The sequence below is a fragment of the Photorhabdus viridis genome (genome assembly GCF_040256935.1).
In the GTDB taxonomy this organism is placed as follows: domain Bacteria; phylum Pseudomonadota; class Gammaproteobacteria; order Enterobacterales; family Enterobacteriaceae; genus Photorhabdus; species Photorhabdus viridis.
Genome location: NZ_JBEJZY010000007.1, coordinates 26,485 through 50,039, shown reverse-complemented (window position 1 = coordinate 50,039; position 23,555 = coordinate 26,485). Strand labels below are relative to the sequence as shown.

Sequence of the window (23,555 nt, the reverse complement as noted above, 5' to 3'; positions counted from 1 at the left end):
TTTTTTATGTCAATTCACCACAAGGAATTTCCCTGCGGGATAACATTGTCAGCGCACTCACATCCGTCATATGAAATATTGCCGAGAATGTAGGCCGGCCCGATCACTTTACGGATACCGTCTTCCTCACCAAATTCCAGTTCATCAAAGCTGCCAGCTTCCCACTGCCCATTCTGGTATTTGTCGTAACCACAAAAGCCACAGACATCCTCAAAATAATGGGTAATATGGCAGTGATATTGCCTGGATAAAGGCACCATGATTTTTTCATACCTTGGCTCCCAGGGTGCTGTATCAAAATTCCCGGTCAGACTACCATCATCATTGTACTTCCAGGCTATGTCATAACCTCGCGGCCGTGCCATATCGTACAATCGGAAATACAACTCATGAGTCGTTTCGTGATCCCTTAATAATCCACCGCAAAATCCATTGATTTCACTTTATTGGGTATCACAACACGTTATCCACGGTGACCATTCAGTCATTTATCGGGTGAGTAAAATACCGGATGACCGATGTAACAGGTTATAACATGGGCTGAAAGGCCCCATATCCTGTAAAGGAGTGAACTTTGTGAACTATTCATCTTTTCCAAACTATTGAAATAGTGAGGGCAAAAAATGCGGATAATCATCGGGACTCTCTGAAATCGAATATATGTTTGTAGCTATACTCTCAGTAAAAAAATCATTACTTGTATTGGGTTATTGTCTATGTACTCTATTTAGAGGAATTTATTTATGGGTTTTTGGGATAGAGGATTCATAGTTTAGGATTTAGGGCGATCGGCTAGTAGGAGCATTTTAATCGGACGGCGTACCACTGTTGAGGTTTCAGAATTTATTATCAAGAAATGGTTGGGCCTGCGTAGCAAATATAGTCGAATAGTGGTGTAGTATGAGTTTCCCCTTGATAAATGCGAATTCAGTCGTAGTTCGTTACTTGGAGCAAATAATTAAAATGTGATGAATTAGGAGTAAGTATGCAAACAAAGAATAATTTTTTTTACTTTAAGGAAATTGTGAAACTAGCTACACCAATTTTAAGTGTACGCATTCTCTATATCGCTGTGGGTTTTATCGGTATGTTGTTTATTGCTCATCTTGGCAAGCAAGAGTTGGCTGCTAGTGCACTAGTAGCTGCATTGAGTAGCACTATAATGGTTGTTACCATGTCGCCGTTGCTAGCGGTCGGTATCACTGTTAGTCGTTGTTATGGACAGTATAAGCTTCGCGAAATTGGCATGGAAATCCGGCAGGCTTGGTTAATTAGTATTGTTCTCGGTGTTATTAGTTCGTTTGTCTTCTGGAACTTAACGAAATTTCTAGTATGGATGCATCAGCCTATTGAGTTAGTGCCGCTGATTGATCCTTATTTTCGCGCAATGGCATGGAGTGTAATTCCTTCTTTACTATTGGCAAGTTGTCATCAGATGTTTTTTCCTATTAAGAAAGGATATCTTGTCGTGGTATTAAGCGCACTGAATTTGGGTTTCACGATATTGCTTGGCTATGCTTTAATTTATGGTTACGCTGGTTTGCCTACATTGGGAATGGCTGGCTGGGCCTATAGTATATCAATTGCTAACTGGACTCTCGCGATTGGTGTTTTTATTTATTTATACTTTGCTAAAAGTTTTACTAATTACCATTTGTTTGATTTCAGGGTACTATGGGATCCAGCACGATTGGTGGCTTTTTTTCACATTGGTTTTCCTATTACAATACAGTTTGCCAGCGAACTACTGATTTTTAGTGCGATTAACATTATGGTCGGTTGGCTCGGTGTGGGTGCTTTGAGTGTTCAACAGATATTGATCCAGTGTTCCACCGTTGCTCTAATGATTCCTATGGGAATAGGACAGGCTTGTACGATTTTGGTCAGTTATACGGTTGGCAATGGTGAATATAATCTGATAAGGAAGATTGGTCATGTCGGTCTGGTGCTGGTACTCAGCTGCATGATAGCTATCGCAATTGTATATTTGCTAAATCCACTTGCTATTATCGGTTTGTATATCAATCTGGGGGCAGAGGAAAATGCGGCCCTTATAGGGGTGGCGAAGGTCATGCTGGCTATCGTTGCTTTTTCTCAAATTGCTGATGCTGTGCGTAACTTACTGATGGCAGTATTACGTGGTTTGAGAGACGTCTGGTATCCGATGTGGGTTAATATGGGATTGCTCTGGATATTCGGCTTTCCTTTTTCTTATTTGCTGGCTTTTCCTTTAAAACAAGGCCAGCAAGGTATTAATCTTGGCCTCCTTATTACATTTTTACTCGGGGCAATTCTGATGATGATGCGGTTTTTTCGTAAAACTGCCGATGTGGCGCATAGCAAAACACCCAGCAAATCGTTTAATAATTAACCTACCCTATGGTTAAGCCGTCACTAACCTATCCATTTCTAAGCGGGAGATATTCAGTGGCGGTTTGTTCTCTTTGAAACAATAAACGATTAGCTCTTCTAACACATTCAACATGAATCCCTGTAGGCTACGGTGCCGTGAGTATTCTATCTGAGAAATATTCTTTAACTGATCATTGATGGTTTCTATGATGAAACGCTTTGATAACATCACCTTATCCTGCACTGAGAGCGCTTTTGCCTTCATGTTACTGCGCGTATCCGTTATCAATGTCACGCCTGTTGCGTTTAAATCATCAAACAGAGCCTGACAGAGGTATTCTTACTGTCTCCGTAAAGCGTTCCTGTTAATCCCCTAACTCACGGACAGGCTCCCGATCATCGACATTACCCGGAGTGAGTTTGACTGACACAATTTCTCCTTGATGATTGACTATCAGAGGCAGCTTAAAACCGAAAAACCATCCTATTGACCCTTTTCCTCGTTTCGCTATGCCGTCAAAATAGCTGCAAAACTGAGGAGACGACGCCCAGGAACCGGGTATAGATGAGCAGAGTGGAATGAATACACGGCAAAAATCATCGACATCGCAGAAGAGTTCAACTAGTTTATCCATGCCTGTTCCTGATAAGATCGCTTTTTTCTGGGTCGAAAATTCTGCTCTTGGAACAGGCAGTTAGTTCCATTTTTTTATCCAAAGTTCAGGTTATTTTAGCTCTTCATTAATGGCCTGCCGAACAATCAACTTTGCGGCCCAACTCGTTAAGTTGATGATTTCATCATTTTCTAAACCAAAAGTATCTTTCAGAATAGTCATAGATTCTGTACCATATAAAACTGAAATCAACATAATAATCTTATGTATTGTGTCATCTTTAAGCTGACCTTTTAGAGGCGCTAACGCCGTAGAAAGTGTCTCTTTACGGTTACTTTTTTTCTTCAAAACAGGTCGTTTGTGGTTATCCTCACCGGATAAAGATTCTTGCCAGCGTAACTGAGAAATGCGTAAAGCATCCCTCATCAGTGCCTCATTGGCTTCTATTTCTTCATAACCCCATCTTAATAATTTCTCAATATTGTCCTCTGCATCATCGCCCATAGGGGGGATAACGAATGATCCAATGACTTGTTTTACAACATATTCGACAAAATCACTGTGGGTTGAAAAGTAGCTGCGCAACGTGGCCTTCGCATATTCAGCTTCATTAGCAATCTCTTCAGGAGACGGAAATTTTTTTTCTCGATATAACTTCAGAGCTGAATGAGTGATACGTCCCAGAGTACGACGCCGGACTGGTGACAAATTTTCTTCATCAAACAGGATCATTTAACCCCCTTAAAGTTTTAACCATATAGCATTCACAATAAAAAATATCACTAATGATAAAAAATAACTTGCATGTTGTAAAATATTACAATAGGTTTACATTCGTCTTTGAACTAGGTATACCACATAGGGTGAACACTATGACGCGATTTGTGGTTGTCGTTGGCACAGCAGACACAAAACTGGACGAGCTGGTCTGGTTGAAATATTGTTTATACCTCGCAGGAGTTGATTCAATCATTATTGATGTGTTTACATCAATTCCTGGGAAAAATTATCAGAATAAAAAGATAGATATTCATTCACTTCCGGTGGCTGAGTATCATCCCTCTGGCGCTGACACTGTTTTTTGTGACGTGCGGAATAAAGCGATAACCGTGATGTTTGTCGCCCTCACGAATTTCCTGAACAGCTCAATCGACGATATCGCGGGGATGATTGGTATCGGCGGAACAACGCTGATCACTCCGGCTATGCAAAGCCTGCCGATCGGTTTACCTAAAATCATGGTATCAGCGATGATGTCAGGGAATGTCTCGGCCTACGTTAGGGCCAGCGATATTGCCATGCTTTATACGGTAACCGATCTCAACGGACTCAACCGTATTTCTCGTTCAGCCTTGTCTAATGCTGCAAATATGATGGTTGGTTCTGTCAATTATTTTACGCCATTGGCTGATATTCATAAACCCGCTTTAGGGTTGACGATGTTTGGTGTGACAACTCCGTGCATTAATCAGACTAACATTAAAGATTATTTGGTTGTTGTTCGGATTATTACCTGTGAGTTAAGTTTGATTATTGAACCTAAATTAATAAAAAATAAAGTGTTTAAACAAGCTGAAAGCATTTTTTAATATGAAATCCCTTTAATGAAATTTACGATTTTTTATTCTAATTAAAATAAAAAACTGTCTTTACTGTTGATCATCAATGAAATAAAAATATCCATTTAACAATAAGGGTTTTAATGATTTGATATGTCAGATAATCAGAAAGAAATCTTAAAACGGCTCAGGCGAGATCCATTGATGAAACCAACGGAATTAGCCGATATTTTTTGGATTGGACATTCATGCACTTCAGGGCATAAAGACATTGTTCACTTTGAACAAAGATGCTCAGCTTTAGTCTTGTCCTTAAAATTCACCAATAATTCCAGCTTATCTCATAATAAAGTAAAAAACTTTTTGGAATCAAAATGAAAATTATTTTGGCAGGGTAATAACGCAAAACATTACTTGCAACAGTAATGGGCATGAATGACAAGGACGTTTTTTAGTAATAGTAATTTGACAAATAACTAGGAATCATGGTCCTGTGTTCATGGACATTGGTAAGAAACTTTTTGCCGATGTGTCTGTTATTAGCCTTTTCATGGCGGTTCTGGCGGGAGAAATTTTGGTTTTGCTTGCCGGAAATGAACACTGATTCATGCATCCTATTTGAATAGCCACCATAAATCGATTAGGGGAAGTAAACAGAGATGATAACGGCTCAAAATGACTGGCATCCGGCAGATATTATTGCTGCATTACGTAAACGTGGCACAACACTTGCCGCATTATCAAGGGAATCAGGACTGAGTTCATCAACACTATCTAATGCATTAATACGCCGGTGGCCTAAAGGGGAGAGGATTATTGCGGACAGACTAGGAGTACATCCTTCAGAAATTTGGCCCAGTCGATATTTTAACAAGAATGGGGATCCCATTAAGTGAAATTTTCGAAATTATTTGAATAACAGCACTAACGATAATAGTCGATATGCTATCCAGTCCTAATTTAAATCCACTATTATTTTTGTGTATTCAGAGGGGATGCTATAAGAAAACAGGTTTCATTAGATCAATGATATGCATATATCAGTTCTGGCAACTTCTTTATATGAGGTGTTCCTTGAAAAAGTAGCTAAAGAATTTTTATAACCCTTATCGGGTTTTATTACATTGGTGTGTGATATAAATCAAGAAATTTATCGTACTCTTGTCGCGTATAATGAGGAAAAAGATATTTATGTTATTAATAATCCAGGGTTGGTTAAAACTCTTTTAAAAATTCATATGAGAAAATTGTAAATATAATTTAAGCGCTACCTTTGAACCTTCATTTATATCTCTTAATCAAGGTCGGTAGCGCTTTCTTTGGTAATGACTCTAATTTATTGATAGTGATGAATATTCAAATACTCCCGCTCCCTCTATGTAAGCGGCGCATTCAGACCGTATTAACGGTGGCTAAGAAGCGAGATCGACCCGTTCATGCATCCGGTTTGCAGGCCAGTCCGCGATATGACTGATGACATGGCGTAGCCAGACCTCAGGATCCAATTTATTTAACCAACAAGTACCGATAAGACTGTACAGAAGGTCGCTCGTTCGCCACCTTTGTCAGCGCCTGCAAAGAACCAGATAGTATTGACCTTTTATCATCACTTTAATTTTCTTGGTCGAAAACTCTGTTTTTCGAACAGGCATTTAGTTCAATTTTTTTATTCAGAACTCAAGTTATGTCTAATCTCATCAGAAGATTGGTGACAAAAGTTATCGGCACCAAAAGAAACTTTTACCGGGCCTCATGCCCGGTTTACCCTTATGTTAAAAAATGGTCTTCTGATTACTTTAACTCCTCATTAATGGCCTGCCGAACAATCAACTTTGCGGCCCAACTCGTTAAATTGATGATTTCATCATTTTCTAAACCAAAAGTATCTTTCAGAATAGTCATAGCCTCTGTACCATATAAAACTGAAATCAACATAATAATCTTATGTATTGTGTCATCTTTAAGCTGACCTTTTAGAGGCGCTAACGCCGTAGAAAGTGTCTCTTTACGGTTACTTTTTTTCTTCAAAACAGGTCGTTTGTGGTTATCCTCACCGGATAAAGATTCCTGCCAGCGTAACTGAGAAATGCGTAAAGCATCCCTCATCAGTGCCTCATTGGCTTCTATTTCTTCATAACCCCATCTTAATAATTTCTCAATATTGTCCTCTGCATCATCGCCCATAGGGGGGATAACGAATGATCCAATGACTTGTTTTACAACATATTCGACAAAATCACTGTGGGTTGAAAAGTAGCTGCGCAACGTGGCCTTCGCATATTCAGCTTCATTAGCAATCTCTTCAGGAGACGGAAATTTTTTTTCTCGATATAACTTCAGAGCTGAATGCGTGATACGTTCCAGGGTACGACGCCGGACTGGCGACAGATTTTCTTCATCAAACAGGATCATTTAACCCCCTTAAAATTTTAACCGTATAGCATTAACAGTAATAAATATCACTAATGATAAAAAATAACTTGCATGTTGTAAAATATTACAATAGGTTTACATTAGTCTTTGAACTAAGTATGCCACATGGGGTGAACACTATGACGCGATTTGTGGTTGTCGTTGGCACAGCAGACACAAAACTGGACGAGCTGGTCTGGTTGAAATGTTGTTTACACCTCGCAGGAGTTAATTCAATCATCATTGATGTGTCTACATCAATTCCTGGGAAAAATCATCAGAATAAAAAGATAGATATTCATTCACTTCAGGTGGCTGAGTATCATCCCGCTGGTGCTGATCCCGTTTTTTGTGGCGTACGGAATAAGGCGATAACAGCAATGTCTGTCGCCCTCACGAATTTCCTGAACAGCTCAATCGACGATATCGCGGGAGTGATTGGTATCGGAGGCTCAGGCGGAACAGCACTGATTACTCCTGCTATGCAAAGCCTGCCGATCGGGTTGCCTAAAATCATGGTATCAACGATGGCGTCAGGGAATGTTTCAGCCTACGTTAGGGACAGCGATATTGCCATGCTTTATACGGTAACCGATCTCAACGGACTAAACCGTATTTCTCGTTCAGTCTTGTCTAATGCTGCAAACATGATGGCCGGCTCTGTCAATTACTTTACGCCATTGGCTGATATTCATAAACCCGCTTTAGGGTTGACGATGTTTGGTATAACGACTCCATGCATTAATCAGCTCACTACTGAGTTAAATGCTCAATACGATTGCCTAGCTTTTCATGCTACCGGCAATGGTGGAACAAGCATGGAGAAATTGGCTAAGGACGGCAAATTGGTTTGTGTTTTAGATATTACATTAACAGAAATTTCCGATCTGTTATTTGGGGGGGTTTTGGGTTGTCCTGACACACGTTTAGATGTCATTGCAAAAAAAAGCATTCCGTGGATCGGCAGTGCTGGTGCTTTGGACATAGTTAACTTTGGTGCAAAAGACACGATCCCAGAACGCTACAGCAACAGGCTGTTTTTTGAGCATAACTCTCAGGTGACATTGATGCGAACGACACCTGAAGAAAACTATCAGCTTGGTATCTGGATAGGGAACAAGCTTAATAAGTGTCATGGACCTATTCGATTCATTATTCCGGAAGGCGGATTCTCTGCGCTAGATTGCCCTGAACAACCTTTTTATTTACCTGCATCAACACAGGCTTTCTGTCATGGACTAAAAAAAACAATAAAACAAACAAAATTGCGAAAAGTTATAAAAACACCTTTTCACATAAATTCACCACAATTTTGTACTCTTGTAATACAACAACTCAAGGAAATTATAGAACACCAGGGAATCTCTTATGAAGAAAAAATATAATCAGATTATTGAAACTCTAAAACAAAAAGTCGAACGTAACGAAACTATTATTGGGGCGAGTGCAGGTAGTGGTCTTTCGGCGCGTTGCGAGGAAGCAGGAGGGGCAGACCTCATTATCGTATATAATTCTGGACGCTTCAGAATGGCTGGCAGAGGATCATTAGCCGGATTAATGCCATACGGTAATGCAAATGAAATTGTCAGAGAAATGGGTAATGAAATATTGCCGATAATTAAGGAAACACCTGTATTGGCGGGTGTCTGCGGTACTGATCCATTCTGTAATTTATCTCTTTTCCTGGACGAACTGAAAGCACAAGGTTTTGCTGGTATTCAGAACTTCCCAACAGTAGGACTTATTGATGGAAAGTTCAGAAAAAACCTGGAAGAAACAGGCATGGGCTATGCACTGGAGGTGAAGCTAATCCGCCTGGCGCATGAAAAAGGAATGATTACCACTCCTTATGTTTTCAATGAAAAAGAGGCTGAGGCTATGGCACAAGCAGGTGCTGATATCATCGTCGTACATCTGGGGCTAACCACTGGCGGTGATATTAGTGCTAATACATCATATGATCTGAAATCTTGTATACCAATCATTAACGCTTGTGCTTCGGCAGCTAAAACTATCCGAAATGACATTATTACTTTATGTCACGGCGGCCCAATTTTGGAACCGGAGGATGTCGCCTATATTATGGCTCATTGTCCCAATTGTCATGGATTCTATGGTGCTAGTTCAATGGAGCGTTTGCCAACAGAACAAGCCATCAAACACACCATCCAGAAATTTAAAGAAATTAATCGGGGTTAGTAAGAATTATACTTAAGCTATGCGGAAACTTAGTACTGCAACCGTAATATCTGTTACGGTATGACGACGCATTGTTTTCTTTTCCTCAAAAATACGGGAAGATGCCCAATATGCTATCCCCAGCCAACACATGCCTGTCTGGCTCCCTATTTCATCCTGCCAGTCCGCAACAACCCAGTCTCGCTTGTCTTCGAGGCTTACTCAGCAATATTAGCGAAAAAATGGCTGAACAAAAGCCCCAGCCGCATCACGCTAAGTTGCTGATCAGGGGCAGTCAGCAAACTGCTGGAGCCGCTGTATAAGACACTGCGTCGGTATGCCGGGAAAAGTGCACGGTGACGACATCCCGGTACCACCTCAGGCCCTGGGAAGGGGAAAAATCGACCCGATGAGTATCGACAATATCGAATACCCTGTCGGCGATAATTTATGCCTTTAAACCGGAAAACCATCCAAAAATTTTCCGGTTTCATTTGAAAAAACTATTTTATTTCGTTTTTCAAAGCCCTACGGTGACATTCACCACTCGCTTTTTCATGCAAAGTAAACAACATCGGTAATAAAGAACTCAACGCCTCTAGGCTATGCCCGAGCTGACACAAACTCTCTGGCGTAAATTCATGGATGTTATTACTGGCAAACGACAACATTGAGTCACCAAGAAAAGTTACACCATGACACATGCCCATAGTATTTTCTTTGGATGATTCAATTAACTGACACAGTACAGTATCGCTAATACATGAAAAATCCAGTGATGCAATTGCATCCGACATGGCAGACCATAAGATATCCAGATCAGGTATATTACTGTCGTCGAGGATGTCTGGGATGCTACTGTGCATAATATTGCTTCTCAATTGATTTAGAAAAAATTAAAACCAAAGAAAAGTCTGTAAGCAAGGTATGTGCTTCGGTTTCTACATTAGATTGCGCGTTAAGTGTATAACGCTTTGAGTATGAGGATATGTTACTATTCCTATTAGCCATAGCATTAGCTCTAATAATGTTGTGGTCAGACGCTCTGATTGTGTTGCTTCACTTTCAGAGCGTTGCTTTTATGGCTCCTATAGCAGCCACCATATTTTTTCTCTTCGAGATCAATATCCCTTCCTTCTTTTCTGATAACGGGAAGGCCAGATTTCATCAGGCTTCTGTCCCAATGCATTCGCAATGATTGTCTCACCTTTGTGCCAAGGACGCTGTAAGGCATTGGATAATGTTGACGATGCCAGTCCAGCTTCCCGAGAAACGGCAGCCAATGACGTTCCTTTCTTCCTTAATGCAGCAATAATATCGGCCGGGTGCCAATCTTTTTTCTCCACAAGAATTCTCCAAGCAGGTATAACTATTTAATAACATTGTAAAACAAAAAGTAACTTCGCTGCTTTAAGCTCTGCTAATGGTATGTTTTACTTCAATCTATATTTCAATTACTCTAAAAAGATATCAGTGCAGATAATCCTTGGAGGATCATTCACTGCTGTAGATTATCGTTCTATAAATAGAAATTCATTCGTAAAAAGGAAAATATGAACAATAAGACTAACGAAGCTACTTTCCTTGAAGAAGGAAAAGAAACCTTTAAAAACAGGTTAAAACAGCTTCTTAAAGGAAGGAGTCTTCGAGCTGCTTCAACAGAATGGCAAATACCTTATTCGACGTTAAATAACTACTTTGATAAAAAGACACTACCATCTCTATATGTAGCTCAGAAAATCGCTAGAATAGAAGGTGTTTCTTTGGAATAGCTAGCTTCTGGGACTCCGAATGAAAAACCTACTGATGATTCCCAAAGAGACGACACAGGCTATGGATATGATGAACTAAAAACAGCATGGTCCCTCATTTTAGATTCTCTTGATGTCAAAGAAGCAAAGACATTAATTAATTTAATGCATCGAAAAGGTATTGAAGGGATATTAACCATGATCCATGAAAAGCAAGATATCGAAGAACTTATTGATAAGCTTAAAATTAGATCAAATTTGAAACAAGCAATCAAAGTAGCTCTTGATGGGAATGAATCAACAGATAAAGAAATTTTGCGTTACATTACTACCCTGATAAGTCAAGAAAAAAATTAAACACCGTCAATTAGTGATCATAATAGTGTAGAGCTAAGCACAAGGTATAGAATGACGATACCTTTCAATTCTCGCTTAATCAGGCTAAATAGCCAATTAAGAATGCAGTACATTTAAGAAGCAGCACGGAGAAATGAGTGTGCGAGTATTAAAACAATTGGATAGAACACCCAAAGAATAATTACCAACCTAGCAAGCTAACGAAAAAAGCAGCACTCAACGATAACAGGACGCTTTGTTAACGTACCTGTACGTTCAGCCAGATCAAAAGCAGCCTTAGCTCGACGCATGCCTTCAATTTTGCGCTCTTTTACGGACATTTGCTTAAGTTCAGAAATTCGGCGTTTTGATTGCATAACCTTCCCCTATCATCATTTAGTACTATAGTTATAAAAATCAAAAATCTGTGTTTTTCTGATGCTCACGATGCTGAGAAACCGCATGACTTAAAGCTTTCTTATGAATGTACCTTCTGTTGAGACAAATAAAGATGTGCAATTTATAGTACTAACAAATACCAGTAAATAGGATTTCCGTATATTAATTTTTGCCTTTCTAATTAAAAAAACGAGAAAACCCCTGTTGATTTCTCAACAGGGGTTTATCCCGAATATCTTTCGGCATCAGCAGCATGATTTCCATCATCTGCGACCCTAGCACGTTGCTAGCGGCAATAGCCGCGATCAGCAGAGGGGATGCTACAGCAACAAACAGATAGCGTCAAGCATCCTGCTGCTAAAACAACAGCCTGTAATGAATCACAAAGAATGGAAAAGAGGCAAGTGAAAAGTATAGATGAAATACCATAATCATTATTATATTATTTTAAATCATGTGAGAAAAGGATATGAATTACAATGACCGTCAAAAGTGTTCTAATGTCAATATCAGAAAGACGTATATCAACTTACAAAAGAGGCTTTAACACAGAAAATGAAGCTGAATGTTTAGGAGTCTATATATGGAATAAAAGGCTCTGCGCCACTTTCTTTCCTGTATTACAACTTTTAGAAGTTTCGCTAAGAAACAGTTTATACTATGGTCACTTAGCATATCAACGGCAAAAACTTATAGATAGTGGGCTTCCCCCTGCCGCTGCTGAAATGGCAATAGACAGAAACTGGATTCAACATTTCTATTTAAATACAGAAGATAACAAATTTATAAAAAGCCGTGAGGCAGTGGAAAATGCCATTTCTTCTATCCAAGAAGAAAAAAGAAAAGTAACTCCGGATGAATTGATTGCAAAGCTTACATTTGGTGTATGGAGTAACATTTGCTCCAATCATCATAAATCTGATAAACAGGGGTCCCTTAAAATATGGCCGGAAATGATAGATTTTGCATTCCCAGGTGAAAAAGTGACTTTCAAGCATATAACCAACGACATAAAAAAACTTAATTCTCTTCGTAATAGAATCGCTCATCATGAGCCTATATGGCATAATAGGAAAAGTTTTTCAGTTGAAGGTCACATTAATACAGTACTCAATAGTTTTAAGATGTGCTTGAACTTAATTAAGTATATTAATCCCTCTAATCTCAAAACAATTGTTATTATGGAAAGTATAGAGCAAATAACCCAACTGTGTAAAAAGGAAACTATTGAGAGATTCAAACAGGCAGCCAAAGATTTTGATCAAGTACATCCAGTAGATATAGAAGCTTGGTATAATAAAAACATTGCAGAGACAAGATTGGATGGTGTAATTGTAAAGGTTGAAGGTAAAGTGGTTTCAATAAAAGCATTTAAACATCCAAGTAATCTATTTGTTCTCGATGCCCATGGAAATCATGAAAAGAATTTACCTCACGAAATAGGTATCAACGTGAATTTCGAGCCAGACAATACAAGTGGCACATGGGTTGCAAAAAATGTTAGAAGAAAATAACAACGGCCTTTTAAAGCTAAGTAAAAAGGCAGAAATATAATAACAAACTTTATATTTTACATTTAACTGAAGTAGCTAGGCTGGCCATTTTTTTGCCACATACAGAAGAAATGCTTGCCGCCGCTTGGCTATATGTACAGTAGAGGACACAAGCATAGTATGTCAAAATCTCAAACGAGAATTCAGTGATATAGTAGCTACATATATAGAAATGCTGACGACTCTAGTAATAACAATGGTGATAACAGAATTATCCAGAAGAATAATGATTTATTACATTCATCTAAATCAGTACCAAAATCAAAAGCTATAAAATTAACTGACCTCATTGACAATCCTGATTCGACTGTAAATCATTATCCTAGATTCGTACTAGTATATTCAACTGAGAAGTCTCTAGATTATTTAAAGATAAGGATTTTATTTTAAATAACAATAACAAAAAAACCTTATCAAAACTATTAACAAACTTTCTTTTTATGATTCCAAGTTTATAGAACGCTACAACAAACTGAGTGAAAAATGTAATAAAGGTTATTCGATTAAATTAAATATCTCCTGTTTCCTACAAAATTCCAGACAAAAATACTGACAGGTGTCCCTGATAGTTTCGCAAAGAAATACTCTTTTCGATGCATCAACCCGCCAGAAAGTTAAAAATATGACTACTCACCTTATTCGTTAAAAAAGCGTTATACACAGTTACACCGCTGATGTTGGTTCGCCCCCCCAGCTCACCAACCGCTTCCATTCACCCGACCCTTTGATGGGGTCAGGTGAATGAGCTTTATCAGCCGTGCAAATGTGCATAACACACAACTCGTTTTACGATTCATACCATAGACGCCGCTTAAATTTTTGGCTAACCTAACCAAGAAATAATTATGTTATTTATGAATACCATCTCAACAAGAGGTTACTCAATGACTGACAATCATAACACACAACGTACAATGCGTGCTCAGATTCGGGGAGCAAAAGTTGCTGGAATTTATCTCAACTTATGCCAACGTTTACGTACCTGGGATGCAAATTGTGTTACTAAAGCCCACAAACATAATCTCCCTACATGGGTAGGGCATTTGCCCATTTACTTACTTGCTGCCAGTCTGGCGACCACTTTGCTGATGGGTACATTAATGGTAGTTGGGGTTATTATGCTAATATTTGGAATAATCCTAGGTTTTTCACTGAATAAAGGTGTAATTGATAAAAAACTTACAGATGAACAAGGTTACGGAAATCAATATCGTGATGGTCCCTATGGGTGGGGCTGGTATGATGCAACCGGTTATATTGATGTCGACAATAAAGATGAATAGTTCATAAAGGAAGGGATTCCCCTCCTTAATATAATTATGTTACCTACTTATTCTATCTCCTAATTTCCCACCCGATTTCTGAATATCAGCAGAACCATTTTTCGTTGCATTTGTTACTGCGTCACCCATTTTAATTCCCGCCCACGACAACGCTCCCATCCACAATGCCGGCAACACAATAAACATCGCTCCCATCACAAAACTCATAATGATATCGTCTGTACTATTCTGAAAACCGGCCATATTCCATCGGCTGTGCGTATCCGAACCGTACAATGCCTCCAATAACCAGCTGTCCAACCAACGTGCCAATTCCCACCAGAATGTCAAAAAATTCAGCGCAAACACAATAAAAGTCAGTGTAACGACCGTTTTATATTCGTAGACAAATACGATAATCAACGGTAATATGATAGTCACCGCCATCAATATAACAGCCTGCACCATCGGTAAAGCCTGGCGCATTGCATCAAACGCCGGAAATGCCGCCAAGCTTCCCAACGACACCCCGCCCAATGAGGCTATCCGGCCCACCGAATTCATCAGAGTAAAATCCGCGTTACCGCCGTAACCGGCATAGACATGTCCCCCTTGAGATGTGGTCAAGCTCTCTGGACTCACCAGACGCCATATCACCGCTTCTTTGTATTCTGACGTCTCTTTGCCCATCAGTTTCAATGCTGCTGAGAGCCGAAACCACATGCCTGGCTCAACCTTAGCCATCACCTGTTTTTCCAATCCTACTTGACTGTCTGACCACCATTCTTTGCAGGTCGGATATCCCCCCTGTCCCGTATTAGCAAAACCATCATCACGGTGCGGTTTCCAGGGAAAATCCGAACGAGGCGTTTTTGACTGAAGCACATCATAATAACCCGCACTATTCAGAAACGTTTTTGACCCTAACCATTCAATATCCCGTAATACCACTTCATCCAGGGTTCTTCCCTCGTCCCGGCGTTTCCACTGATACAATGCCAGCGCATAACAGTCATGGGTGAAATCCTGTAATATCTGAGCCAGTGCCGGATTATTAATCTGCGTATGCTGGACCTCAAAACGCAGTTGCCTCAGGTCGGGGCGGCAGGGAAGAGAAGCTATTGCGGCCTGAGTGACCCCTTTGGAAATCTGATGAACCAGTATCCACCAAACCGGAGCCGCCGCCGTTTTACCGTCAAGCGACGATATCACGGACGCATAACCCGTTTCAGCCGGTTTCGGTGTCCAAGTACCACAACTTTTTGCCCGCGAGTCATCATACGTAATGGTACTCAGACTCACATTGACCAACGGCACACAGCAAGCAATCATCACCAGAAAAGCGCCATACAAAGTGTTTTCAATCCGGGTTACTGAGAGCATGCCCTTATTCCCTTCATCCTCCCCTTCTTCCCGGACTTTCAGCCAGATACCTATCATTTTGAATGTCAACGGCAGCACAAATAACCCGGTGGCCAGCAGCACATTCCACAAGCCGTTATTCACTATCCAGCCCAGCAGGGTCAGAAAATATTCCAGATAGCTGTAAGTTGTCATGACTGCTCTCCGGAGACGAAGAACATGGCATACTCACAACATCCCACAAATCCCAGCGAAATTAGCGCAATCCGTTTCAGAGCCGCTTTCTGTGTTAACGGCAATGGGGATCGCCAAAGCTGCCACATGAAACAGGCAATCACACTGTACATGGCCAAGCGCCAGGCCAGCCAGCCGTAACGGGTCGTGTACATCCAATGTTGTAAGGCATTGAACTGAGACGGATACGCCAAGCCAACTGCGGCAACAAGTAACATGCCCCCCATCATCAACGTGACGATTAACCCCCGCCTGAAATGCCGTTTCAGTCCCACTATCAACCTCTGTTTAGTGCCAGCAGGTACCCGAATTTCACTTTGCTCAGACATCATTATTGCCCTTCACGCCCTTTCGGCGGCACGGACAAGGTGTGAATACGGCTGTCGGTATTATCGGTGGATTGCCGTTGCAGATTCATTTCAACCCGATGTTGTTCACGCTCAAGCGTGGTCAGTGCGGTATTTTGTGCAATCGCCCGGCGCAACTCCATTTCATTCTTCAGGGCAGTAATTTCTCTGTCCAGTGTCGCAATGCGACGATCACTCTCTGCCATCGCCTGCGCCTGAGCGGCGGCATTCGGTTCTGCCTGGCCGGTCATCAACATTCGCCGCATAGTGAGCGCAGTCTCAATGGTGTCGGCCATCGCCAACTCACTGGCCAACCGACTCACCAGCGCACCACTGTCCGGATCACGTTTCAGGGCCTGGATAACCCCACGAGTCACCGTCAGGCTACCTGTTTTGAGTTTTGCCAGATTGGCTATGGTAGACGCATTTTCCCCGCTGACCAGTTTCATCAATTGCTCAATGTTGGTCCTGGTAGCCTCTTCCAGCATCGGTGCAAACCCCGTCCCAGCGACACTTGCACCCGGCTGGTCTTTGGTACCCCCACTGGTACACTGACGACTGTCAGTACAGGTACGAACCGAACGATCACCTAACACCCTGACGACCGCGTCTGCGGCTTCTTCACTGTTCTTGAATTTCTGGCAAGCAGCGCCATTACATTGTGTGCGGCTGACATTGGCATGGCTATTCGCCGGCAGGTTGTTCATCATATTGAAGCCGGCTTTTGCCAGATCCCGGATAGGCTGAATCGCTTTCTGTCCTTTTCCTCCCCGTTTTTCACCTCCAATCCAATTTGAACCTTGTGTACCGTCCGCAACCTCCATTTTTTGTGTCGTGCCAACCGCATCACCATTACCGGTATTCACCAGCGTTTTGTATTCCTCCATCAACGCCGCTTTAGTCCATTTACTGCTATCCGAAAAATCCATCATACGCTGTGACATGTTCTGGCAACTCAGTTGTGATTTGTCGAACGCAATACCTGCCTGTAACACCCCGTTGGTCAGCATTTCATATAATCCCGGATTAGCACGCTGGATAACCATTGCCGGCAAACTGGCTACGGCCCCAGTAGCCCCCTGTACCACTTCGCCCATCAGGTTTTTAAACCCCGAAGTCAGGCCATTAAGCTGATTCCCTACCGTCGTTTTTAAATCAAAGTGACCGCACATCAGGTCACTGCTCCAACCGAGGTTTAATCCGCCCAGATGTTGCAGATGACTGCGGGTCGCCGGCTGCGATATCACTGATCCGCCACCTATGTTGTAAAACAGTTTGTCTGATACCGCCCCATTCAGGCTTTTCCCGTAACCTATCGGGCTGTCAGCAATGGCAAAACCTGCCGCCTGAACAACAGGAGTACGCATAAACGCCAGTGCTATCAACACAGGCAAAAATAATCGTTGTCTCATCCCATGATCCCAGTCTCAAAAATCGGTACTGTAGAGAAAAGTCTGTCCACGCCACTGACAACAACTGTAGGGTTGCCACAATGCAAAGACATAATTCCCGTCCTTTGCCGCTTCCCCGCTGTTATCCGGAAAAACAGCACAAGATGCGCTCATTTTCGGCGCTAAACGTTGCCATTGATGATTTTGGCTACCCGTATTCTCAACGACTTCGCCGGGTGGCCAGTAACCCTGTTTACGGTTCCCTTGCAGGGGTTGATAAACATGCCCCTGCCCGGTACGGGTGATAATGTCTGCTACCCGTTGCGCTACTACCGCAGCCGCTTTATTATCATCCTGTTGTGTCACAAACCCGCTTCGCGGATAAATATTGCCCCACATATTGCCCCGAAACGAATCCCCCAGCTCACGTTTACCAGGAATAAGCGCCTCGGGATAAAACGACTCTGGCACACCGGACCGCCAAACCAGGCTGTCCAGCGTACTCAAAAAGTAAGGCATAAAAGGCGTGGCGGCACTTTTACACGCATACCCCGAAATTTTCCCGCCCATCATGGCAGTTGCCGGATGCCCAATCGCATCGGCATATTTAAAATACAGATTGTTTTTTCGGTTGCCTGGGATTTTCAGCTGATGATTACCGCCCCCCACGGCTATCCCGGAAAGTGCTCTCGTTACGGTATTTTCCACGCCGTCAACAGTCTGGCTGACCAGAGACATTTCTCTCCAGGGATTACCGCCAGGCGCGTTATAGACGGAAACCACGGCCTGAGGAATAAAATGCGCAACTTTTATCGAGGTCTGCACTTTGCACCCCCAGGGAGAACACAGCAGCCAGTAACAAATACCTTTTATCCGCCAACTGATGCACGATACCGACGCGGCACTGGCCACAATCTGAGCCGTATTCACACTGGCAACGGCCACGGGCGCCAGAACAACCGTTAGCATCAGGACCATACCGAACTTTTTCAGCCGGGAATGCCATGTTAATGACGATAAATCCGAAGATTTCATGGCTGGTTTTCCTGCTGATAGGTATCCCAAAGTAACCGGGCCTGTCTGATGTCTGTCGTACCGTACCCAACATAATCATCATCAAAAACCACTGCTGGGAACTTCTTAAGGCCCAACGTCCAGGCATTCAGTAACCCCTGATAAGCCTGACCGATATGTCGCTCCTGTTGATGCCACGATGGAGACTGCAAAATCTGACGGGCCTGCTTGACTGCCTGTTGAGGATCAGCAGACAGCTTACTGAATAACTGTGATTGCAACTGCTCTGGCTTATCTAGGTACACAACTTGGACGTTTTGATCAGCATTGAGCAGTGGATGGCTTGTGTCGGTATATATCACTGTGCTGGCAAACACGGATACCGGCATTAACAACAGCAAAAGCATCCAAAATACCCAGATATTCATAGCCTATACTCCTGCATGGCTAAGAGATATTCATCACGCACATCTGTCACCTCCCCGGATATCAGACCACGGGCACGGTCCAGCCTGCGCGCCACAACAAAAGCGGCATCCAATTCGCTGCAATGAAGCACTTTCATAATCGCCCTGCGTTCTGCCTTTTCCTCTTTCTCCGTCATACCCAGCGCCAGATAGACACTGGGCGGCACCACCCGAAACAACGCCTCCACTTTTTTCGACAACACCACGCCTTCGGTGTAACAACCCGGGAGTTTGCTGGCTGACAGCAACACCGATTTTTGTTCTTCAGACAGCTTTTTAAAACGCGCTATCTGTTCGACTTCATCCGGCGGCATTGTCAGACACAACCACCACTCCGCCATATTCAGCATTTTCTCCGCACTATCCGGATAGTCCGCCAAACTCTGAGTAGCCAGCCACAACCAGGTGCCCAGTTTGCGCCACATCTTGACCACTTTGGTCATGTAGGGCGACAACAGCGGATTAGTGGTCAGTATATGCGCCTCATCCACCACAAAATTAATTTCCCGGTCCTCAAACTGGTCACGCTCCGCCATATTGTTGATGGTATTGACCAGAGACACCATCGCCAGCGACATCTGGGCACCATACCCTTCGCGCGCCAACGTACCGAGGTCAATCAGCGTCACATCGGCTTCTGGCCACGGAGTTCCCGGACGATTAAACAATTCCCCCTCAAAACCACTGGTGAACATTGACATCGCCCCCGCCATCTCTTCGGCACGGGCACGACGCTGTTCGGTACGTAATGATCGCCCCTGTTCATCCCGCCGGCTGTCCCGGGCAATCACAGACAATGCCTTTTGCAGATCTTCCGCTATCATCTGTCGGCCATTGTCAACACTCGCTTTTGCCGCCATCATGATAGCTTCGCGGATCATGCCCCGATCCGCCCGCGTCAGACGCTCTTCCTCCTTCTTCTCCCCGCCGGTGATCATCATGCGGGCCGCAATTTCCATTTCACCCAGAATATCGCGCTGCTCATCGTCCCCGTCGTCTTCAATTTCCCCTGCCGGCTTTTCACCCGCCAAATCCAGCTGAGAAGATGCCATTTGAAGCAATTAGTGAGCATCGGCAAACAGCGCCAGACTGACACCACAGCCCGGTTTGATGCTGATTTTGTTGACACTCAGCTCCAGACGTTGACAGTAATCAGCAAACAATCCAAAACTGTTACCCGCTTCCGCCACAAATAACCGGGGACGGTGCACCGCCATCAGCTGCGATAAACTCACACAAAGCGTAGCCGACTTCCCCGCACCGGTCGGCCCGAACAGCAACAAATGCGCATTCTGGGTACGGTCATGTTTATTTTGCGGATCAAAGGTCAGCACATCGCCGCCCCGGTTAAAAAAGCTAAGACCCGGGTTACCGGTGCCGGTCGCCCGCCCTGTCACTGGCAACAACCCAGCCACATGCTGCACCCAAGTCAACCGGGTATACCAGTAATACTTGTCTCGTTGCGGGTTAAAACACATCGGTAAGGCACGCAGATAACCGTTTAACGGCACGACGTCGCATTCGGGTTTAACCGGCTGCAACCCCGAGACCAACAGGGTGGCGGCCAGTTGCTGATGCCGACGGTTCAAATCGTCAACATCAGCCCCCTGTAACAGAAAGGTCAGTGCAGAACGGCACAGTTTATGTCTCAGCCCCAGATGCGCCTTAGCTTCTTTTACGTCTGCACGCACTCGCCCTGATTCAGTATTTTCTCCCATTGCATTTTTTGACAATCGGTCTAAATCCCGCTCCAGTGTATCCTGCGCCTGTATGACAATGGTCAATGAAACAAGAGTACCTGACGGTAATAAATCCATCAGCGCATTGATATGTTCACCCCGGACCATTTCACCGGTCAGCGTTCCCGGTTCTGGAGGGCGACGCAGCCGTTCAACCGGTACCGCCCGATGAGCAATATTATCAAACCACCAGACACCGTTTTTCACGTCAGAACGCGGCGGGGTAAACCACAAGGTTTCCGTGAAATCATTATCTGGCTTCCACTCACCAGCCTGTGGGGTTGCATAACTAGCCGCCTGATACAACGTCGTTTTATCTATCCAATCTGGAGCGGGATTGAATAACCGCAGTAACCAGTGATGAACCTGTTCACCATCTTGTCGTTCACACAAAATGCCGGCGCTGGCCAGCGAGGCCGTCAGTCGGTTACAGACCTGATTAAGCAACGCCGCCGGTGACAGAGCATCCTTCTGGCCTGCCGGGACCCAGCGATAAACGACCATTCGGGTACGGCGTTGCTGCCCTCTCCAAGGTTGACCAGTGACCAATGTGTCGTTAAACAGACCTTCAGGCCGGGCAATACCCCGCAAATGTCGTTCAGTCTCAGCCAGCCACGTTTCGGTAAAGGCTGTGCCCTGTGCCCAGGGCTTGATATATTGACGAAGCTGCGTCAACGATGACGACGAGTCATCTTCATCCTGACAAAAAAATTGCACCACCCAGGGAGAAATATCCTCTTCCTCCAGGCTGTCCTGCAACGCATCCTCCACCTGGTCACGGATCTCTTCCAGACGGGCAGCAGGGCGTCCTTCTGTCGAGACCGGAGAGACGGTATAAACCGCCCCGACTGACAGACCGTCATCCAGCAACAGACACTTTTCCTCGTCCAGGTATTCTGCCCAGGGCAAATAATCAATGATAGACGGTGAAGGGTTATACAGTGCCGCTTCATCAACGTGCGTCATTTTGCCGGGCCGCTTTACAGGTTCACGCCCGATCACGCAGGAAGAAGGCGATAGGTTGTCCGCTTTACGCAGGCGGACTTTATTTAACCACGTCCACATCACAATGCCACCGTCCGCTCACCCGGCAGGGCATACTGCACCTGACTGTAAAACGAAAACACCGTGCTGTATCCCGGCACAGGCGAATTTCCCGCCACCAAATGGGGAAAGAGATACATCACCATGTCCGGATTGGGTAGCCGTGGGAAGGTTTGACTGATTTCATTTTCCTGTGTACGACTATAACTTTCAGCATAGTCAGTCGAAATTTGCTGCTCCTGTTCATTGAGCCCCCGGCGCAGCACCTGACGGGCTTCCAGCGTGATCTGTGACGACGCGGCCTTTCCCTGCCACAATGCCAGCATAGTCTGATCTCCCGATGGCAACATGTCCTCTTTGGACGTGCTGCAACCGGTCAGGAGCGTCGTCACTACGAGCAGGCAAACCCAACAACCTGATTTCAATCTGACGCTGCACATACCGGCTCCACAGATATTCACTTTCTCAGTCCAGCCCATCGCTGTTCTCCTGTTCCAGGCTAAAGGGGTATTTCACCTTGCGCCCCTGTGTGTCGTAATCAATGGGGATTTGTTGGGTAATATGTACCGCCACGCTGGCTCCCGGCGGCACGTAGACGGCATCAAAGGTTTGGCCGTAACGGGCTTTGACCCATTCCGACACGGCTTTAAATCCTCCGGCAGCAGCTTGCCCCAAAACCGCTTTACCGGCATCCCCGGTCAGTGATGACGTCGCGCCGCCATAACCGTTAGTCTGGGTGGTAAGCTGGCTCTGTGACAGCACATCACCGGCTGCTGTACCCGAAATAATCGCCCCTTCCACGTCCGGCAGTTCAATGCCGTTGGCAGTCAGGTTATCTTTACCTATCAGTACCTTAAAAGGATACGGGTCAGTGACTTTGTCATTCACCGGCACCCGGCCTAATAATGCGGTCATCGCCTGGCTGCCGACCAGCGTCGTATTTTCGGGCAGGGTATAAACGGGCCGGATAGCCTCGTTTGTATCACCCTCGGTAATGGCTCGCTGATTTTTAGTCATACCGTCATATTCCACTTTCTGACGGCGCAATGTATTTAAACGGAGATAAACCATAGCATTACCCTAAATCTGCGTAGATATATACATCAACAGAGTGACGAAAAAGAGTAACGATTACAGTGAATAATTGTTTATCTGATTTTAGAAATTTTTGGTACTTGAATTTAAGGTTAAAACAGAGCTATAAACATCCTGGCTCACTTAAAATAAGCGGGTTGATAATTGATATTTTCTAATATCACCACTGAACACAACTATTACCTGCTTGAGATGGATGTAACCGTCTGGTTCTTGGACGACAGGAGCACTATCCGGTCAACAGTGGCTCAGACCGAACGGCAACGGAGACTGGAACAAACCAACGAAGGGCGAATCGAAGCCAAGGGCGTCAGGTTCCGTCTATAAACCGACAACAGGTTTTGGTAATGAAAGATGAGGGATTTGGGGCTTCTGAGATTGCCAGGCAACTGGATATTAACCGCTTCACCGTCTACAAAATACTGAAAGAAACAAGATAATCATGA

23 protein-coding genes and 4 pseudogenes are annotated in these 23,555 nt (G+C 43.8%); 10 read left to right on the top strand and 17 right to left on the bottom strand.

All coding sequences use genetic code 11. The features are described from left to right. Positions 1 to 14: 14 nt before the first annotated feature. Positions 15 to 443: pseudogene (locus ABR397_RS04180) on the bottom strand (DUF1281 family ferredoxin-like fold protein); the annotation flags it as partial. 542 nt (positions 444 to 985) lie between these two features. Here ABR397_RS04180 and ABR397_RS04175 point away from each other — a divergent pair. Beyond that, positions 986 to 2,371 carry an MATE family efflux transporter gene (locus ABR397_RS04175; RefSeq protein WP_350304596.1) on the top strand — a complete coding sequence of 462 codons (1,386 nt, stop codon included), beginning with the start codon at positions 986 to 988 and terminating at the stop codon, positions 2,369 to 2,371. A 12-nt stretch (positions 2,372 to 2,383) separates the two neighbouring features. Here the strand turns inward: ABR397_RS04175 and ABR397_RS04170 are convergent. Both ABR397_RS04170 and ABR397_RS04165 read right to left on the bottom strand, forming a co-directional pair. Continuing rightward, a pseudogene (locus ABR397_RS04170) lies at positions 2,384 to 2,873 on the bottom strand (IS982 family transposase); the annotation flags it as partial. 204 nt (positions 2,874 to 3,077) lie between these two features. After that, entirely contained in the window at positions 3,078 to 3,698 is a 621-nt protein-coding gene (locus ABR397_RS04165; RefSeq protein ID WP_350304595.1) for a TetR/AcrR family transcriptional regulator, read from the bottom strand. A 140-nt stretch (positions 3,699 to 3,838) separates the two neighbouring features. On the opposite strand from ABR397_RS04165, the gene ABR397_RS04160 reads away from it, so the two are divergent. Together ABR397_RS04160 and ABR397_RS04155 are read left to right on the top strand one after the other, a co-directional pair. After that, positions 3,839 to 4,555, top strand: a complete 717-nt coding sequence (locus tag ABR397_RS04160; RefSeq protein WP_350304594.1) for a Tm-1-like ATP-binding domain-containing protein — start codon at positions 3,839 to 3,841, stop codon at positions 4,553 to 4,555. A gap of 629 nt (positions 4,556 to 5,184) precedes the next feature. Further along, a complete protein-coding gene (locus ABR397_RS04155) occupies positions 5,185 to 5,421 on the top strand; it encodes a helix-turn-helix domain-containing protein (protein ID WP_350304593.1) in 237 nt (78 codons plus the stop codon). 516 nt (positions 5,422 to 5,937) lie between these two features. Here ABR397_RS04155 and ABR397_RS24965 read toward each other — a convergent pair. Together ABR397_RS24965 and ABR397_RS04145 are read right to left on the bottom strand one after the other, a co-directional pair. Beyond that, positions 5,938 to 6,054 (bottom strand): transposase domain-containing protein, encoded by a 117-nt coding sequence (locus ABR397_RS24965; protein ID WP_407072858.1) that lies wholly within the window; start codon positions 6,052 to 6,054, stop codon positions 5,938 to 5,940. Positions 6,055 to 6,316: 262 nt separating this feature from the next. Further along, on the bottom strand, positions 6,317 to 6,937 hold the full coding sequence (locus ABR397_RS04145; protein ID WP_350304592.1) for a TetR/AcrR family transcriptional regulator: 621 nt from the start codon (positions 6,935 to 6,937) through the stop codon (positions 6,317 to 6,319). Positions 6,938 to 7,077: 140 nt separating this feature from the next. Between ABR397_RS04145 and ABR397_RS04140 the strand changes: the two genes are divergently transcribed. Both ABR397_RS04140 and ABR397_RS04135 read left to right on the top strand, forming a co-directional pair. Then, positions 7,078 to 8,322 carry a Tm-1-like ATP-binding domain-containing protein gene (locus tag ABR397_RS04140; RefSeq protein ID WP_350304591.1) on the top strand — a complete coding sequence of 415 codons (1,245 nt, stop codon included), beginning with the start codon at positions 7,078 to 7,080 and terminating at the stop codon, positions 8,320 to 8,322. Next, complete coding sequence (locus ABR397_RS04135; protein WP_162120846.1) at positions 8,306 to 9,136, top strand: phosphoenolpyruvate hydrolase family protein; 831 nt, start codon at positions 8,306 to 8,308, stop codon at positions 9,134 to 9,136. Before ABR397_RS04140 ends, ABR397_RS04135 begins: the two co-directional genes overlap by 17 nt. A 197-nt stretch (positions 9,137 to 9,333) precedes the next feature. Here the strand turns inward: ABR397_RS04135 and ABR397_RS04130 are convergent, their stop codons facing one another. From ABR397_RS04130 to ABR397_RS04120, 3 genes are all read right to left on the bottom strand, one after another. Then, the gene (locus ABR397_RS04130; RefSeq protein WP_350304590.1) at positions 9,334 to 9,588 is read right to left on the bottom strand and encodes a hypothetical protein; all 255 of its coding nucleotides are present in this window, start codon (positions 9,586 to 9,588) and stop codon (positions 9,334 to 9,336) included. Between the two features lie 30 nt (positions 9,589 to 9,618). After that, positions 9,619 to 9,981 carry a hypothetical protein gene (locus tag ABR397_RS04125; RefSeq protein ID WP_065823520.1) on the bottom strand — a complete coding sequence of 121 codons (363 nt, stop codon included), beginning with the start codon at positions 9,979 to 9,981 and terminating at the stop codon, positions 9,619 to 9,621. 255 nt (positions 9,982 to 10,236) lie between these two features. Further along, a complete protein-coding gene (locus tag ABR397_RS04120) occupies positions 10,237 to 10,461 on the bottom strand; it encodes a helix-turn-helix domain-containing protein (RefSeq protein WP_021324429.1) in 225 nt (74 codons plus the stop codon). Between the two features lie 207 nt (positions 10,462 to 10,668). Between ABR397_RS04120 and ABR397_RS04115 the strand changes: the two genes are divergently transcribed. Together ABR397_RS04115 and ABR397_RS04110 are read left to right on the top strand one after the other, a co-directional pair. Beyond that, positions 10,669 to 10,887, top strand: coding sequence for a hypothetical protein (locus tag ABR397_RS04115; RefSeq protein ID WP_350304589.1), 219 nt, complete (start codon positions 10,669 to 10,671; stop codon positions 10,885 to 10,887). Positions 10,888 to 11,064: 177 nt separating this feature from the next. Further along, a complete protein-coding gene (locus ABR397_RS04110) occupies positions 11,065 to 11,223 on the top strand; it encodes a hypothetical protein (protein WP_350304588.1) in 159 nt (52 codons plus the stop codon). Between the two features lie 197 nt (positions 11,224 to 11,420). On the opposite strand, the gene ABR397_RS04105 is transcribed toward ABR397_RS04110, so the two are convergent. Continuing rightward, complete coding sequence (locus ABR397_RS04105) at positions 11,421 to 11,579, bottom strand: hypothetical protein (protein ID WP_021324431.1); 159 nt, start codon at positions 11,577 to 11,579, stop codon at positions 11,421 to 11,423. 501 nt (positions 11,580 to 12,080) lie between these two features. On the opposite strand from ABR397_RS04105, the gene ABR397_RS04100 reads away from it, so the two are divergent. Next, positions 12,081 to 13,115 carry an Abi family protein gene (locus ABR397_RS04100; RefSeq protein ID WP_350304587.1) on the top strand — a complete coding sequence of 345 codons (1,035 nt, stop codon included), beginning with the start codon at positions 12,081 to 12,083 and terminating at the stop codon, positions 13,113 to 13,115. Between the two features lie 923 nt (positions 13,116 to 14,038). Continuing rightward, positions 14,039 to 14,437: a hypothetical protein gene (locus ABR397_RS04095; protein ID WP_214090471.1), complete on the top strand. Its 399-nt coding sequence runs from the start codon at positions 14,039 to 14,041 to the stop codon at positions 14,435 to 14,437. Positions 14,438 to 14,476: 39 nt separating this feature from the next. Here the strand turns inward: ABR397_RS04095 and ABR397_RS04090 are convergent, their stop codons facing one another. The 8 genes and pseudogenes from ABR397_RS04090 to ABR397_RS04055 all read right to left on the bottom strand — a co-directional run. Continuing rightward, entirely contained in the window at positions 14,477 to 15,973 is a 1,497-nt protein-coding gene (locus ABR397_RS04090) for a conjugal transfer protein TraG N-terminal domain-containing protein (RefSeq protein WP_350304586.1), read from the bottom strand. Continuing rightward, entirely contained in the window at positions 15,970 to 16,341 is a 372-nt protein-coding gene (locus ABR397_RS04085) for a hypothetical protein (RefSeq protein ID WP_350304585.1), read from the bottom strand. The genes ABR397_RS04090 and ABR397_RS04085 overlap by 4 nt, the downstream gene beginning before the upstream one ends. Before the next feature lie 2 nt (positions 16,342 to 16,343). Beyond that, positions 16,344 to 17,771, bottom strand: a complete 1,428-nt coding sequence (locus ABR397_RS04080) for an integrating conjugative element protein (RefSeq protein ID WP_407072855.1) — start codon at positions 17,769 to 17,771, stop codon at positions 16,344 to 16,346. Positions 17,772 to 17,786: 15 nt separating this feature from the next. Beyond that, the gene (locus ABR397_RS04075; protein ID WP_350304664.1) at positions 17,787 to 18,728 is read right to left on the bottom strand and encodes a TIGR03756 family integrating conjugative element protein; all 942 of its coding nucleotides are present in this window, start codon (positions 18,726 to 18,728) and stop codon (positions 17,787 to 17,789) included. Positions 18,729 to 18,781: 53 nt separating this feature from the next. Beyond that, complete coding sequence (locus ABR397_RS04070; protein WP_350304584.1) at positions 18,782 to 19,192, bottom strand: TIGR03757 family integrating conjugative element protein; 411 nt, start codon at positions 19,190 to 19,192, stop codon at positions 18,782 to 18,784. Continuing rightward, a pseudogene (locus tag ABR397_RS04065) lies at positions 19,189 to 22,035 on the bottom strand (conjugative transfer ATPase). The gene ABR397_RS04070 and the pseudogene ABR397_RS04065 overlap by 4 nt, the downstream one beginning before the upstream one ends. After that, positions 22,035 to 22,454, bottom strand: a complete 420-nt coding sequence (locus ABR397_RS04060; protein ID WP_350304663.1) for a TIGR03751 family conjugal transfer lipoprotein — start codon at positions 22,452 to 22,454, stop codon at positions 22,035 to 22,037. The pseudogene ABR397_RS04065 and the gene ABR397_RS04060 overlap by 1 nt, the downstream one beginning before the upstream one ends. Before the next feature lie 25 nt (positions 22,455 to 22,479). Then, positions 22,480 to 23,079, bottom strand: a pseudogene (locus ABR397_RS04055) (TIGR03752 family integrating conjugative element protein); the annotation flags it as partial. 377 nt (positions 23,080 to 23,456) lie between these two features. Between ABR397_RS04055 and ABR397_RS04050 the strand changes: the two are divergent. After that, on the top strand, positions 23,457 to 23,549 hold the full coding sequence (locus ABR397_RS04050) for an IclR family transcriptional regulator (RefSeq protein ID WP_071824090.1): 93 nt from the start codon (positions 23,457 to 23,459) through the stop codon (positions 23,547 to 23,549). Positions 23,550 to 23,555: the final 6 nt, after the last annotated feature.

Coding starts and splice junctions, on each gene's coding strand:
- ABR397_RS04160 (WP_350304594.1), top strand. CDS start 3,839: ATGACGCGATTTGTGGTTGTCGTTGGCACAGCAGACACAAAACTGGAC.
- ABR397_RS04145 (WP_350304592.1), bottom strand. CDS start 6,937: ATGATCCTGTTTGATGAAGAAAATCTGTCGCCAGTCCGGCGTCGTACC.
- ABR397_RS04095 (WP_214090471.1), top strand. CDS start 14,039: ATGACTGACAATCATAACACACAACGTACAATGCGTGCTCAGATTCGG.
- ABR397_RS04165 (WP_350304595.1), bottom strand. CDS start 3,698: ATGATCCTGTTTGATGAAGAAAATTTGTCACCAGTCCGGCGTCGTACT.
- ABR397_RS04110 (WP_350304588.1), top strand. CDS start 11,065: ATGATCCATGAAAAGCAAGATATCGAAGAACTTATTGATAAGCTTAAA.
- ABR397_RS04090 (WP_350304586.1), bottom strand. CDS start 15,973: ATGACAACTTACAGCTATCTGGAATATTTTCTGACCCTGCTGGGCTGG.
- ABR397_RS04125 (WP_065823520.1), bottom strand. CDS start 9,981: ATGCACAGTAGCATCCCAGACATCCTCGACGACAGTAATATACCTGAT.
- ABR397_RS04080 (WP_407072855.1), bottom strand. CDS start 17,771: ATGAGACAACGATTATTTTTGCCTGTGTTGATAGCACTGGCGTTTATG.
- ABR397_RS04140 (WP_350304591.1), top strand. CDS start 7,078: ATGACGCGATTTGTGGTTGTCGTTGGCACAGCAGACACAAAACTGGAC.
- ABR397_RS04050 (WP_071824090.1), top strand. CDS start 23,457: ATGAAAGATGAGGGATTTGGGGCTTCTGAGATTGCCAGGCAACTGGAT.
- ABR397_RS04105 (WP_021324431.1), bottom strand. CDS start 11,579: ATGCAATCAAAACGCCGAATTTCTGAACTTAAGCAAATGTCCGTAAAA.
- ABR397_RS04070 (WP_350304584.1), bottom strand. CDS start 19,192: ATGAATATCTGGGTATTTTGGATGCTTTTGCTGTTGTTAATGCCGGTA.
- ABR397_RS04115 (WP_350304589.1), top strand. CDS start 10,669: ATGAACAATAAGACTAACGAAGCTACTTTCCTTGAAGAAGGAAAAGAA.
- ABR397_RS04100 (WP_350304587.1), top strand. CDS start 12,081: ATGACCGTCAAAAGTGTTCTAATGTCAATATCAGAAAGACGTATATCA.
- ABR397_RS04155 (WP_350304593.1), top strand. CDS start 5,185: ATGATAACGGCTCAAAATGACTGGCATCCGGCAGATATTATTGCTGCA.
- ABR397_RS04175 (WP_350304596.1), top strand. CDS start 986: ATGCAAACAAAGAATAATTTTTTTTACTTTAAGGAAATTGTGAAACTA.
- ABR397_RS04060 (WP_350304663.1), bottom strand. CDS start 22,454: ATGTGCAGCGTCAGATTGAAATCAGGTTGTTGGGTTTGCCTGCTCGTA.
- ABR397_RS04130 (WP_350304590.1), bottom strand. CDS start 9,588: ATGGTTTTCCGGTTTAAAGGCATAAATTATCGCCGACAGGGTATTCGA.
- ABR397_RS04085 (WP_350304585.1), bottom strand. CDS start 16,341: ATGTCTGAGCAAAGTGAAATTCGGGTACCTGCTGGCACTAAACAGAGG.
- ABR397_RS04075 (WP_350304664.1), bottom strand. CDS start 18,728: ATGGTCCTGATGCTAACGGTTGTTCTGGCGCCCGTGGCCGTTGCCAGT.
- ABR397_RS04135 (WP_162120846.1), top strand. CDS start 8,306: ATGAAGAAAAAATATAATCAGATTATTGAAACTCTAAAACAAAAAGTC.